The sequence below is a fragment of the Chryseobacterium carnipullorum genome, assembly GCF_003815695.1.
GTDB classification, from domain to species: Bacteria; Bacteroidota; Bacteroidia; order Flavobacteriales; family Weeksellaceae; genus Chryseobacterium; species Chryseobacterium carnipullorum.
The window spans coordinates 3,574,793-3,587,250 of the sequence record NZ_CP033920.1 but is presented as its reverse complement, the minus strand read 5'-3'; the positions used below and the strand labels follow the sequence as shown (position 1 = coordinate 3,587,250).

Below are 12,458 nucleotides of genomic sequence, written 5' to 3'. Positions count from 1 at the left end.
TTAGAAATTAGTAATGTTGGGATATAAGTAATACTGTTGACCATCGCTCGTAATTTATAACTCATCATCCGTCTAATATCAATCCAAAATTAGGGTAATATTTTTATGCGATTCTATAATTTCTATTAAAATTTCGAATAAGGTCTGACCATTTCCGGAAATCAATTCATTCATTTTTTGCTGAATCAGTTCTACGTTAAAAGGTTTTCCCTGTCTGATCTTGTTTTCATAAAAATGACGGGTATCTTCCAGTCCAAGATCTTCTTTTGATTTTTGGGAATCTTTCCAGGTGATTTGAATTTCATCGCCGCTATCAAATACTCCAAACCCTCCGTAAAGGATATCATCAAAGCCATCCAGTGTTCCCACTTTCCAGTCTGTATTTTTCATCAATACCAAAGAAACTTCGTCGTAGAAACCTGACAGATCCGAAAAATGACTGCCATTGATTGTAATTAATTTATTTTTATCTGAATTCAACATTATTCTGAATATATTGCCGAAAGCCCGTTGGGTTATCCTTAAAATTTAATCCCTGTAAATATAAAAAAATGACCGCCATTCAGTGGCGGTCATTGGTCTGTTTATTTGAAGTATTCTACTCCGTTTTTGAATATATTGTGGTAATTCGCGGTCGGTATGTTTTTCATGAGGCCTTCTGCAAAACGCTCAGGATGTCCCATTCTTCCATAAATCTTTCCGCAAGGGCTGGTAACTCCTTCAATTCCGAATAATGAATTATTTGGATTGAATGGCATTCCATGGGCAATGTTTCCATCAAGATCAATGTATTGAGTCGCGATCTGTCCGTTTTCGTAAAGCTTTTTGATTTCCTCTTCGGAAGCCATAAAACGACCTTCACCGTGAGAAATCGGAATGGTGAATACCTGATCTTTCATTCCTTTTAACCAAGGACTTTCGTCATTGATTACTTTCACGTTGACCATCTGGGAAATATGTCTTCTGATGGCATTATGAGCCAATGTCGGAGAGTTTTCATCCAGATCTTTGATTCTTCCGTAAGGTAACAGACCTGATTTAACCAAAGCCTGAAAACCGTTACAGATTCCGATGATCATGCCGTCTCTGTCCAGTAATTCGTGAACAGCGTTTCTCATCTTTTCGTTTTTCAACACATTAACGATGAATTTTGCAGAACCATCCGGCTCATCACCTGCTGAGAAACCTCCTGAGAAGGCCAGAATCTGAGATGTTCTGATCTCTTCTACCCATGCATCAATGCTTTCGTCCAGCAACTGGTGGCTGATATTTTTCAATGGAAGACTGCTGGTGACAGCGCCTTCTTTCTGGAATGCATTCAAGGTGTCGTACTCACAGTTGGTTCCCGGGAATACAGGAGCAAATACTTTCGGACTGGCAATTCCATGCTTTTTGATGATGATATTTCGTGGGTTGATCGAGTTTGATTTTTCATCGATTTCAACCGTAATTTTTTCTTTTTCCTGCGTTGGGAAAAGGTTTTCAAATGTTCCGGTATTAGCAGCTACAAGATCTAAGATTGAAGATTCAAGACCGTTTATCGCCAAGATACCCGAATCTTTTACTTCACCGATCTGCTGTAAAGAAGTATGACTCAACTCTTCTTTTGATTCGATGATTAAGCTTCCGATCTTTTTAGCTAACAAAACATGTTCGTCAACCGTGATCTCTGCTCCCAACCTGTTTCCAAAGCTCATTTTGGCTAAAGCTACTGCTACCCCACCTTCTTTAATGGTTTTTACAGAAACGATTTTTCCGGCTTTGATGTTTTCAAAAATAAATTCGAAAATTCCTTTTAAGCTTGCGTAGTCCGGAAGACCATTTTCCTGCGGAGTATGGTTGAAGAAGTATACTTTATTTCCAGCCTGTTTGAATTCAGGGGAAATTACATTTTTCTTTTCTCCGTTGGCACATGCAAATGAGATCAAGGTAGGCGGAACATTCAGATCCTGATAAGTGCCACTCATGGAGTCTTTTCCTCCAATAGCTGCAAGACCAAGATTGATCTGAGCATCATAAGCTCCTAAAAGAGAAGCTAAAGGTTTGCCCCACTTTTCAGCATTCTGACCCAGTTTTTCAAAATATTCCTGGAAGGTTAATCTGATATTTCTGTAATCGCCACCCATCGCAACGATCTTAGCGACACTTTCTACAACTGCATAAGAAGCTCCCAACAGTGAATTCTGCTTTGAAATTCCGGTATTAAATCCCCAGCTCGCAAAGGAAACCGTTTCAATATCTTTTGCTCCTAAAATGGGTAATGTCTGAGCACTTCCTTCCATTAGTGTCTGCTGGTATTTTCCTCCAAGAGGCATCGCAACCGTAGTGGCACCTACAGAAGAGTCAAACATTTCCAACAGTCCTTTTTGTGAAGCTACATTTTTGTCGCTTAATATTTTAATGAAGTTCTCTTTTGTAAAAGATAATGTTTCTTCTTTCACTTCTTCAAGGTGGGTAATTTTCACCTCCTGAGTTTTGGAGCATCCGTTGGTATCTAAGAATTCTCTTGAAAGGTCAACGATTTTATCGCCTTTCCAGAACATCTGCATTCTTCCTGAATCCGTTACTTTTGCCACTTCTACAGCGACAATATTTTCATCCTGACAGAATTTAATAAACTGTTCTTTATCTTTCGGATCAACTACTACAGCCATTCTTTCCTGAGATTCAGAAATAGCCAGCTCGGTTCCGTTTAATCCTTCATATTTTAAAGGTAAAACATCCAGGTTTACTTCTAAAGAATCTGCAATTTCACCAATCGCTACAGAAACACCTCCCGCTCCGAAGTCATTTGATTTCTTGATCAGTTTTGTTACTTCAGGATTTCTGAAGAGTCTCTGGATTTTACGTTCTTCAACGGCATTTCCTTTCTGAACTTCAGTAGACATGGTATGGATACTGTTTTCATCCTGTACCTTTGAACTTCCACTTGCTCCACCAACACCGTCACGACCTGTTGCACCCCCTAAAATAATGATAGAGTCACCGTTCTCAGGTTTGTCACGTCTCACCCACTCTACAGGAACGGCTCCTGTAACGAATCCTACTTCCATTCTCTTGGCTTTGTAGCCTTCGTCATAGATTTCAGAAACCATGGTAGTTGCTAAACCGATCTGGTTTCCGTAAGATGAATATCCGTTGGCAGCCTGTTTTGTAATGGTTTTCTGAGGTAATTTTCCCGGTAAAGTTTTGTCAACCGGTTCTAAAACATCAGCAGCCCCTGTTAATCTCATCGCCTGGAATACAAAGGATCTTCCGGACAAAGGATCTCTGATCGCTCCTCCCAAACAGGTGGAGGCCCCTCCGAAAGGTTCAATTTCCGTTGGGTGATTATGGGTTTCATTTTTAAATAATAAATACCACGGTTCTTTTTTACCATCGTATTCAGCTTCGATCTGGATGGTACATGCATTGATCTCGTCTGAAATCACAAGGTTCTCCAGATTCCCTGTTTTATGGAAATATTTACCACAAACTGTCGCAAGATCCATTAGTGAGATTGGCTTCAATTCACGGCCTAAGAATTTTCTTTTTTCGATATAGTCACTGAAAATAGTTTCCAATGTCTGTTTGAATGCTCCTTCAAACCGGATATCTGACAATTCTGTTTCAAAAGTGGTGTGACGGCAGTGGTCACTCCAATAGGTGTCTAAAACTTTCAGTTCCGTTTCGGTAGGATTTCTCTTTTCAGTTTTAAAGTATTCCTGAATGAATTTAAGGTCATCCAATCCCAGCGCAAAACCGTGATCATTATAGAAATTTTCAAGTTCGGCATCACCGAAACTGATGAAATTTTCGTGGATCAAAACTTTTGTAGGAATTTCATCGGCAGGAATGTTTAAGATGGAAAGATCTTTTTCCTGAGATTCCACTTTATTGATCAGAAGGTCTTTGATTTTTACAAGGTCTCTTTCAGAAATGCCTTCAAACTGAATCAGTTTTCCGCTTCTTACTTTGGACTTTTCATTTTCCGTGAGTAAAGCAATGCACTGCTGTGCAGAATCTGCCCGCTGATCATACTGGCCGGGAAGAAATTCCATGGCAAACCAGATCTCCTCTCCAGGATTTTCTGTGTGTAAAATATCAGTCACAGGATCTACGAAAGTGCTGTTGACCACTTTTTCGAACTCTCCATCATTCAGTCCGAAAATATCATACACATTATACACTTTCACATTTTTGACCGCCGGAACGACTGCTTTTACTTCATCAAAAATTTTTGGACTTTCAACATCGAAAATACCTCTTTTTTCTACGAAAATTCTTTTGTTATTAGACATTAGATGTCAGATTTTAAATATTAGATTTATTACTTTCTTTTTACTTTTTCAGAACCTATAACGGTCCTTTATCTTTTAAAGCTTCAAGGTCAGATTATTATCATCTGTTCCGTCTGTATTGGAAGCATTTCCTGATGCATTGATCCAGTCTTCTCCGTTTAAAACCAATTTAAAGGAATAGGTTTTCCCTTTTTCAAAACGGGATTTCGGAATTTCCAACTCGAAGCGGTTATCTTCTTTCTTCGTTAACTGATAATTCTTATTGTCGGTCTTCCAGTCATTGAAAGATCCTGCAACAGAAGCGCTATTGATCAGTTTTGAGTTTAAATTTTTTGGATGGGTATAGGTAAACACTACATTCTCTCCTTTCAGATAATATCCTTCTGTATGCTTTTTGCCTGGTGTTATAGTCAGATCATTCGCTAATCTTGCAGCTGAATTATAAAGAGCTGGAAACGTATCTGGTCCGCTGATATTGACGATTAAGCAAATCCCCATATTCAGTTCTGGCTAGATCGTAAACCAGGTCTGATCTCCAAATGCTCCACCATGCTTATATCCCATTTTACCATGCTCGCTAAGACCAAAGCCGTCCCAGAAATAGCCGTACCAATCTCCTTTGCTATTATTGATATTTCTTTGAGATTCCTGAACAACTGAATTTTTTGAATCCAGTTCGTACTTTAAAAACTTCACCATATCTCCCATGGTCGATTTGGTTTTTGACCCGCCTGCACCCCATAAATAGCTTATGGATTTTGGCATCAGACGTCCGCTTGAATAATACCCATTCGCTAAGACTTCACCCTTACCCAACTCCAGTTTGGTGTGATCCATTCCTGCTTTTGACAGGATGTTTTCATTAAGCAGCGTTTCATAGCTTTTCCCATATATATTTTCCAGCATAAGACCTGTCAACTCAAGACTTAAGTTGCTGTAAGCATATTTGGTTCCGGGTATCGTATCCAGTTTTACTTTCTGAAGATCCTGCTTAAAATGATCTTTTGTATAATTTTCTCCTAATGTATTGTATTGAAAAGGAGTTTCGTCTGACATTGTTTTCCTAATTTCGGTGTCATCAGGCAGATTGCGCGGCAATGCGGTTTTGTAGGAAATCAAATCTTTAATTTTAATAGAAGTTCCATTGTATTCTAAGTTAGGATAGGATTCTTTCAGATACTTACGGATATCATCTTCAAGATTAATTTTATTTTCCAAAACAGCCTGAGCCAACAATTGTCCGGTAAAAAGCTTGGTCACCGATGCTATTTCAAAATAGGTATTGTCATCTGCTTTATTTCCCTTTCCTTTATCTATTTCTCCGTAATGTTTTGTATACACTTTACCATCTTTCACTATTCCGACCGATACGGAATAAGCGCCCGATTTTTCTTTTAATTTTTGTGCAGTTTTTTCCATGATGGAATACATCTCTTTCTGACTTTGCGAGAAGCTTTTTGCAGACACAAGCATCAATAAAAAAATCGAAAGGTTCTTCATGGGCTATTGTTATTTTACAAATTTATTAGGATTGTCAGGACGTTCTTTCTGAAACTGTTCCGCTTCTTTTATTTCATTCTTCAGCCATTCTTCGTAAGGAACTTTTTCACCATAATCCATGGTATACTTTTCTTTACCCTCTTCTGAAACCAGAAATTTAAACCGATCACACATCGTAAGATCCATCCCTACAGCATAGGTGTTAATCTGATAATAAGGAAAATTCTCTTTAGGCCTTTCTACAATTTCAAAAATTAATTTCTTCTCAGCCTCAGACATTTCAGGATAAACATTGATATAATACAATCCTGAAAGTGTTTTATTCTGCTTTTCAAAAAACTGAAGAATGTTCTTCTCTTTTTCATTGTAGTGAAAAGGATTCGGATAGTATTTCCCCTGAATTTCTTTGTCTTTATCAGATGATTTTACAATGGGCTTCACCGTCTCGCCTTTGGTATTCATTACTCCCCATGTTCCACCAACAATTCCTTTATGTTCATCTTCTGTTTTCTCCCAGTCACAGCCATCACAAAACAATGCATAACCGTATTCGAAATATGAAACAAAATCATGTTTTGGTTCTATGGCGATTTTCCCATTCCGGTCAGCAAAACCTACTTTCCCATTCTTAACGAATCTTCTGAGTCCTTCTTTGAAATAATCTGCTCCATTGTCATAAAAAAACGGTCTGTAAAGAAAGTTTCCTTTTCTATCATACACATAGCCCCATGCATTTTTCTCTTTGGTTTCTCCTTTTTTAGAACCGTCGAAATAGATGGTTTCTTCTTTCACCAAATCGCCGTCCTGAAGATCCGAATAGATCTTAAACTGGGCGGGAACAATAATTTTTCCGTCCTGATCTTTTACGCCTGCCAAGGTATCTTTTGAGATAAAATACTTTAAAACCTCTTTCTTCTGGGAAAAAGAAAGGATGGGGATCATGGCAATGAGTAAAAGAGTTTTTTTCATACTGGCTAAAATAAAAAATGCAGCCCAAAAAGGCTGCATAAGCTTTATACTTTAAGATCAGCCTCCAATCCTATCAGGTCTTTATTCTGATCCAGAATCGGCTGGACTTCATTCGCAATGAACTCCTCTGTCTGAATAGGGGCAAAACCGATAAAGTTTTTAGGATCTAAAACTTCTTTTAATTTTGATTTATCTAGTTTTAAAGAATCATCATTTAAGATTCTTTCAATCAGGTCATTTTCTTTTCCTTCTTCTTTCACTTTCTTGGAAGCTTCCATAGAGTGAACTCTGATCACTTCATGAATTTCCTGGCGGTCACCACCAGCTTTCACTTCTTCCATGATGATGTATTCTGTTGCCATGAAAGGAAGCTCTTCTTCGATATGTTTGTTGATTCTGTTCGGATATACAACGATTCCGTTCATGATGTTGTTCCAGATTAAAAGAATCGCATCAACGGCAAGGAATGCCTGAGGAATCGTCAGTCTCTTGTTCGCAGAGTCATCCAGTGTTCTTTCAAACCACTGGGTAGACGCTACCATAGCAGAACTTGTGGTCAGAGACATTACATATTTTGCCAAAGCTCCGATTCTTTCACTTCTCATTGGATTACGCTTGTACGCCATAGCAGATGAACCGATCTGGTTTTTCTCGAATGGCTCTTCAATTTCCTTAAGATTTTGAAGAAGACGTAAATCGTTGGTGAATTTATGAGCAGACTGAGCAATATTTCCTAATAAAGCAACGACTTTAGCGTCGATTTTTCTATCATACGTCTGACCTGAAACGCCAAATACTTTCTCGAAACCGAATCTTTTTGAAAGTTCTTTATCCAAGTGTTTTACTTTTGAATAATCACCGTTGAAAAGCTCAAGGAAACTTGCCGCAGTACCAGTAGTTCCTTTTACACCTCTGAAACGAAGGGTTTCTAAGAAGAAATCCAGTTCTTCGATATCAAGAACCAAACTCTGTAGCCAAAGGGTCGCTCTTTTTCCTACAGTTGTCAGCTGAGCCGGCTGGAAATGAGTAAATCCTAAGGTTGGAAGATCTTTATACTGAATGGAGAAATCTGCTAAACTTTTCATGACGTTCACCAGCTTTTTCTTCAAGATTAAAAGCCCGTCACGGATCTGAATAAGGTCGGTATTGTCTCCTACAAAAGCCGAAGTAGCTCCCAAGTGGATAATTCCTTTTGCTGAAGGCGCCACATCACCGTATGTGTGAACGTGGGCCATTACATCATGACGGAATTTTTTTTCATACTCAGCCGCTTTATCGTAATCGATGTTTTCGGCATTGGCTTTCAGCTCGGCAATTTGCTCTTCTGTAATATCAAGACCAAGATCTTTTTCAATTTCAGCTAAAGCTATCCAAAGCTTTCTCCAGGTACGGAATTTGTTATTATGTGAGAAATTAAACAACATTTCTTCACTGGAATAGCGCTCTTCCAATGGATTTTTGTAGGAATTCATTCTTTCTTTTACTTTTAGATGTACAAAAATAAGGATTTTCGGTGAGAGATGAAAATTGTAACGGGTGTTTTAAGCATAGGTTTAAGGCAATTTTATTTTCTGCATCGGTAAACGTGTAAAAGCCTTTTTCCAATGATTGTATTTCTCTCGTCAATTGTGTTGATAAACACGGATCTTCTTTGGTGTCATTGAGATTTCCTGAAAAGGACTAATTTTGCTGATTCATTTTTAAACTCTACTAATTCATCAATCCCATGGGCTTACAGAAACTGGAAATAAAGAAAAACATCCAAAAAGAAGAGGATAAGAATTTGTCTTTCCGCATTTTTGATCTGGACAGAGAAAGGCTTGGGGAATACCTGCAGCCCCACAAAAAAGATCACTTCTGTATTATTGTCATGGAAACCGGCCATCTTGAGGTTCATATTGAAGAAAAGACACATCATCTTAAGCCGGGAAAGATCTCTGTGATTTTCCCTGAACAGGTTCAGTTTATCTCAAATCCGGGTGAGGATTTAAAAGGGAAAATTATTTTGTTTGAAGAAATACTTTTCTGCTCTGATATTCTGAAAAATGAACTGAGTACTTATAATGTGAATCTTTCGACGCAGCTTAACTGCACGATCCTTTCTCCGAAAGATTTTGAGAGAAGTAAGAATCTTTTGGAAATCATCCAGGATATTTACATGAACCCGAGTCTTATCAAAAAGGAACAGGCCCGTTTTTATATTAAAATTTTCCTTTTGGGTCTCATTGAGTCTATTCACGGGCTGCATCCGGTACTGTACAAAGAAACTACGGATAAGCCTTTGTATGTACGCTTTAAAAAATATCTTAATCAACATTATAAAGAGCAGCGAACGGTTCAGTATTATGCTGAAAAATTAGCCATTACACCTAAAAAACTCAATTCCATCACCAAGAAACATTGCGGAGAAACGGCCATTCATGCGATTCATAACCGTATTCTGATGGAGATCAAAAGACAGCTTTTATTCTCAGACCTTACGCATAAAGAGATTGCATTTGATCTTGGTTTCAATTCTCCTTCTGCCCTCAATAAGTTTGTAAAATCAAAATTAAAAGAGACTCCGACGGAACTTCAGCAGGAGTTGGCGCAAATGTATAACGGATAGTCTCATTTGTATAGCATCATGCGTTCCGGCTTCTCTAATTTTGCATCATTATAAGAAAAAGAAAAATGAGTAAATTATTTATTGCAGGAGAAGTTTTCCATGGTCCTGGAAGTCTTGAAGAATTAAAAAATATTAAAGGTAAAAAAGCGGTTATCGTAACCGGAGGGGGTTCTATGAGAAAAAGCGGAACGCTTGACAGGGCGATTGCTTTTTTAACTGAGGCAGGAATAGAAACTAAAGTTTTTGACGGTGTGGAAGAGGACCCTTCATCTGCAACAAGCCTTAAAGGCGCTGAAGTCATGAGTACTTTTGAACCGGACTGGATCATCGGGCTGGGAGGATGTTCTGCGATCGATGCCGCAAAAATCATGTGGGTATTCTATGAATTCCCTGATACGGATTTTGATTCATTAATCAAGCCTTTCTCTGTCCCTGTATTGAGAAATAAAGCTAAATTTATCGCAATCCCTTCTACCAGCGGAACGGGAACTGAAACTACAGGATTAGCCGTGATTACAGACCGTGAAAAGGGAGTAAAATATCCTATCGTTTCTTATGAACTGACTCCGGATATTGCTATTGTAGATGGTGAAATATGTGCTTCAATGCCAGCTCATATTACTTCTAATACAGGTTTAGATGCATTGACCCATTGTGTGGAAGCTTATGTTTCGAATATCGAAAATAACTATGCAGATGCATTGGCTAAAGGGGGTCTAGAAATTGTGTTTGACAATCTGAAAGAAGCTGTGAATAATCCAACTAATATTAAAGCGCGTCAGAATATGCATGATGCCTCTTTTATGGCAGGTTTAGCGTTTAATAATGCATGGTTGGGAATTGTTCATTCCCTATCTCATCAGGTAGGTGCATTGTATGGTGTTCCTCATGGAGCTTCCAATGCTATTTTCTTGCCTAATGTGATCCGTTTCAACGCACAGGCTACCGACCGTTTCCCTGATCTGGCCAAAATAATTGGCAAGGAAACCGCAGAAGATCTGGCTCAGGCTATTGAAGCATTGCGATCTGAAGTGAATAACCTTTCATCGCTGAAGGAGTTTGGAATTTCAAGAGAAGATTGGGATAAAAACCTGGATTACATTGCGAACAATGCATTAATTGATCCTTGTACAGGTTTCAATCCGCGTGTACCGACACTTGAGGATCTGAAAATTATTTACAATGCCTGTTATGAAGGCCTTGTATATGCTGAAGAAACCATTCTTGGCTAATATTCTGTTTTTAACAGCAACTATTTGTCATTGGATAGAGATAAAAGACCATTCACAAGAGTGGTCTTTTGTATATCGTTATTAATTTTTCAACGAAAGGTGATTTTATTTGAATTTATTTTTTAATTTAGTAAAAACATGAAGCCTGAAAAGCTTACGAATTAAAACAACAAATCAAAACCAAACGTACTATGAAAAATTTAAAAAAATTAACTCCATCTGATTTAAAAATAATTTCAGGAGGCTGGGTTCCGCCACAGGGAGGGAGATGTCCGGATGGAACTTGCCAGTACACTGAAAACGGACCGTGCAGAATTTATAATGCTGATAAGTGTTATTAATGCTGATTTGAATCTTATTCAGATTATCGAAAATCACAAAGATAAAGCCGCTCTTCCGAACGGCTTTATTTTTTTTCAGTGAATAACTTAAAGCATCAGAAAATGATCTTTACGTTATCCGGATCAAAAGCTACCGGCTACAACTCAAGTCCGCAGCTAGATCCTACAGGAATACATTTTTTTACAAATGAACACCAGAAATATCCGGCTAAACACATAGGAATATCACCCTGAACTGTTTTCAATTCTTGTTTTGAAAGTTTTTTTAGATTTTTCATATCGTCTTTTTTTGATCTTTCCTACTCTATAAGCTTTTCGGATTCTGCTATGATTTGGTGATACTAATATACATTTTTTAATTTAATCCTAATTTTATTTATGATTAAGAAAAATCAACACAGGATCATTAAATTGCTATTAAAGCCCAAAAAAGCCGCTCTTACGAAACAACTTTTTATACCAGGAACCGGGATTTACTGATAAATCACAACATCATCTTTTTTAATCTGATACCCTGTTTTTTTGTACGGAACTAAAACATACGTTTCTCTAATATGGCTACCACTTTTCCAGATTTTGCTTTTTCCTTCTCTGTCAAGGATAATGCTTTTTGCATTGTCATAAGGAATGAAAATTTCAGCCTTTTTCATGTTTTTACTAAAAATAACAGCGGTCATAGATGTGGAACTTTTATCTGAACCTACTTCTTTTAATTTGATTTTTTGTGCGAAGACCTTCACGCAAACATTCCTGATCTGTGAATAGGTATAACCTGCCGAGCCTATACAGCCGTGAACATCTCTATCACCTCCCAGAACAGGAGTTTTCTGTTGGGTAAAGGCTAAACAACTGAAGAACATTGCGCCTAATAAAATAGTTTTTCTCATAGTAAAATAGTAATGGTTTGAGTTGTATAAAAATATAACAGCAACAAGGGTATTAGCTGACCTAAGATACAAAAAAACAAGCTTATTTTAATCGGCTTATCTGCATATTATTTTAACCCTTTCTGATTTTTGAGGTGGCCTTTTCAAGACGTAATTCTAAAAACAAAGAGACCACCTTAACAGGCAGTCTCTATGGTATGTATAAAATTTGTAATTATTGATAAATGACAATATTGTCTTTTTTAAGCTGATATCCGTCTTTCTTAAAAGGAACTAATAGATAGCCATCCTTTTTCCATGCTTTACCTTTTCCCAATCTTGTAAGAATCAAGCTTTCCCCATCTGTATCCGGCACGAAAACTTCAGCTTTTTTCTTGTCTTTGCTGAAAATTACGGCAGCCATTGAAGTGGAACTTCCTTTTGGAGCAACTTCTGTTAATTTAATCTTCTGTTCAAAAACCCTTACACAATCTTTTTTGATCTGGGAATAGGTATACCCCGCTGAACCGATACATCCATGGGCATCTCTGTCTCCTCCTACCGTCTGTGCGAAAGCAAAAGATCCCAGAAACATTGCGCTAAGTACAATTGTTTTTTTCATAATTATTATCTTAAAGTTACAAATGTGCTATTAAAAATCA

The 12,458-nt window shown here is 37.7% G+C and carries 12 protein-coding genes; 3 read left to right on the top strand and 9 right to left on the bottom strand.

Translation table 11 applies throughout. From position 1 onward, the window contains the following. Positions 1-78: 78 nt before the first annotated feature. From EG346_RS16105 to purB, 6 genes are all read right to left on the bottom strand, one after another. Entirely contained in the window at positions 79-483 is a 405-nt protein-coding gene (locus EG346_RS16105) for a barstar family protein (protein WP_123880021.1), read from the bottom strand. A 101-nt stretch (positions 484-584) separates the two neighbouring features. Continuing rightward, positions 585-4,280 (bottom strand): phosphoribosylformylglycinamidine synthase, encoded by a 3,696-nt coding sequence (locus tag EG346_RS16100; protein WP_123880019.1) that lies wholly within the window; start codon positions 4,278-4,280, stop codon positions 585-587. Positions 4,281-4,355: 75 nt separating this feature from the next. Further along, positions 4,356-4,778 (bottom strand): glycogen-binding domain-containing protein, encoded by a 423-nt coding sequence (locus EG346_RS16095; protein ID WP_123880017.1) that lies wholly within the window; start codon positions 4,776-4,778, stop codon positions 4,356-4,358. A 12-nt stretch (positions 4,779-4,790) separates the two neighbouring features. Then, on the bottom strand, positions 4,791-5,780 hold the full coding sequence (locus EG346_RS16090) for a serine hydrolase domain-containing protein (protein ID WP_123880015.1): 990 nt from the start codon (positions 5,778-5,780) through the stop codon (positions 4,791-4,793). 9 nt (positions 5,781-5,789) lie between these two features. After that, positions 5,790-6,749, bottom strand: a complete 960-nt coding sequence (locus tag EG346_RS16085) for a WG repeat-containing protein (protein WP_073335357.1) — start codon at positions 6,747-6,749, stop codon at positions 5,790-5,792. Positions 6,750-6,793: 44 nt separating this feature from the next. Next, a complete protein-coding gene (gene purB / locus EG346_RS16080) occupies positions 6,794-8,221 on the bottom strand; it encodes an adenylosuccinate lyase (RefSeq protein WP_073335277.1) in 1,428 nt (475 codons plus the stop codon). A 254-nt stretch (positions 8,222-8,475) separates the two neighbouring features. Here purB and EG346_RS16075 point away from each other — a divergent pair, with 254 nt between their 5' ends. The 3 genes from EG346_RS16075 (at position 8,476) to EG346_RS24865 (ending at position 10,930) form a co-directional block, all read left to right on the top strand. Beyond that, entirely contained in the window at positions 8,476-9,357 is an 882-nt protein-coding gene (locus EG346_RS16075) for an AraC family transcriptional regulator (RefSeq protein WP_123880013.1), read from the top strand. Between the two features lie 65 nt (positions 9,358-9,422). Further along, positions 9,423-10,589 (top strand): iron-containing alcohol dehydrogenase, encoded by a 1,167-nt coding sequence (locus EG346_RS16070; protein ID WP_123880011.1) that lies wholly within the window; start codon positions 9,423-9,425, stop codon positions 10,587-10,589. Between the two features lie 191 nt (positions 10,590-10,780). Continuing rightward, complete coding sequence (locus tag EG346_RS24865; protein ID WP_164466194.1) at positions 10,781-10,930, top strand: hypothetical protein; 150 nt, start codon at positions 10,781-10,783, stop codon at positions 10,928-10,930. Positions 10,931-11,067: 137 nt separating this feature from the next. Here the strand turns inward: EG346_RS24865 and EG346_RS24860 are convergent, their stop codons facing one another. From EG346_RS24860 to EG346_RS16060, 3 genes are all read right to left on the bottom strand, one after another. After that, a complete protein-coding gene (locus tag EG346_RS24860; protein ID WP_164466192.1) occupies positions 11,068-11,208 on the bottom strand; it encodes a bacteriocin-like protein in 141 nt (46 codons plus the stop codon). Between the two features lie 195 nt (positions 11,209-11,403). Continuing rightward, complete coding sequence (locus EG346_RS16065) at positions 11,404-11,817, bottom strand: hypothetical protein (protein ID WP_123880009.1); 414 nt, start codon at positions 11,815-11,817, stop codon at positions 11,404-11,406. A gap of 214 nt (positions 11,818-12,031) precedes the next feature. Then, positions 12,032-12,418 (bottom strand): hypothetical protein, encoded by a 387-nt coding sequence (locus tag EG346_RS16060; protein WP_123880007.1) that lies wholly within the window; start codon positions 12,416-12,418, stop codon positions 12,032-12,034. Between the last annotated feature and the right edge of the window lie 40 nt (positions 12,419-12,458).

Coding starts and splice junctions, on each gene's coding strand:
- EG346_RS16105 (WP_123880021.1), bottom strand. CDS start 483: ATGTTGAATTCAGATAAAAATAAATTAATTACAATCAATGGCAGTCAT.
- EG346_RS16100 (WP_123880019.1), bottom strand. CDS start 4,280: ATGTCTAATAACAAAAGAATTTTCGTAGAAAAAAGAGGTATTTTCGAT.
- EG346_RS16095 (WP_123880017.1), bottom strand. CDS start 4,778: ATGGGGATTTGCTTAATCGTCAATATCAGCGGACCAGATACGTTTCCA.
- EG346_RS16090 (WP_123880015.1), bottom strand. CDS start 5,780: ATGAAGAACCTTTCGATTTTTTTATTGATGCTTGTGTCTGCAAAAAGC.
- EG346_RS16085 (WP_073335357.1), bottom strand. CDS start 6,749: ATGAAAAAAACTCTTTTACTCATTGCCATGATCCCCATCCTTTCTTTT.
- purB (WP_073335277.1), bottom strand. CDS start 8,221: ATGAATTCCTACAAAAATCCATTGGAAGAGCGCTATTCCAGTGAAGAA.
- EG346_RS16075 (WP_123880013.1), top strand. CDS start 8,476: ATGGGCTTACAGAAACTGGAAATAAAGAAAAACATCCAAAAAGAAGAG.
- EG346_RS16070 (WP_123880011.1), top strand. CDS start 9,423: ATGAGTAAATTATTTATTGCAGGAGAAGTTTTCCATGGTCCTGGAAGT.
- EG346_RS24865 (WP_164466194.1), top strand. CDS start 10,781: ATGAAAAATTTAAAAAAATTAACTCCATCTGATTTAAAAATAATTTCA.
- EG346_RS24860 (WP_164466192.1), bottom strand. CDS start 11,208: ATGAAAAATCTAAAAAAACTTTCAAAACAAGAATTGAAAACAGTTCAG.
- EG346_RS16065 (WP_123880009.1), bottom strand. CDS start 11,817: ATGAGAAAAACTATTTTATTAGGCGCAATGTTCTTCAGTTGTTTAGCC.
- EG346_RS16060 (WP_123880007.1), bottom strand. CDS start 12,418: ATGAAAAAAACAATTGTACTTAGCGCAATGTTTCTGGGATCTTTTGCT.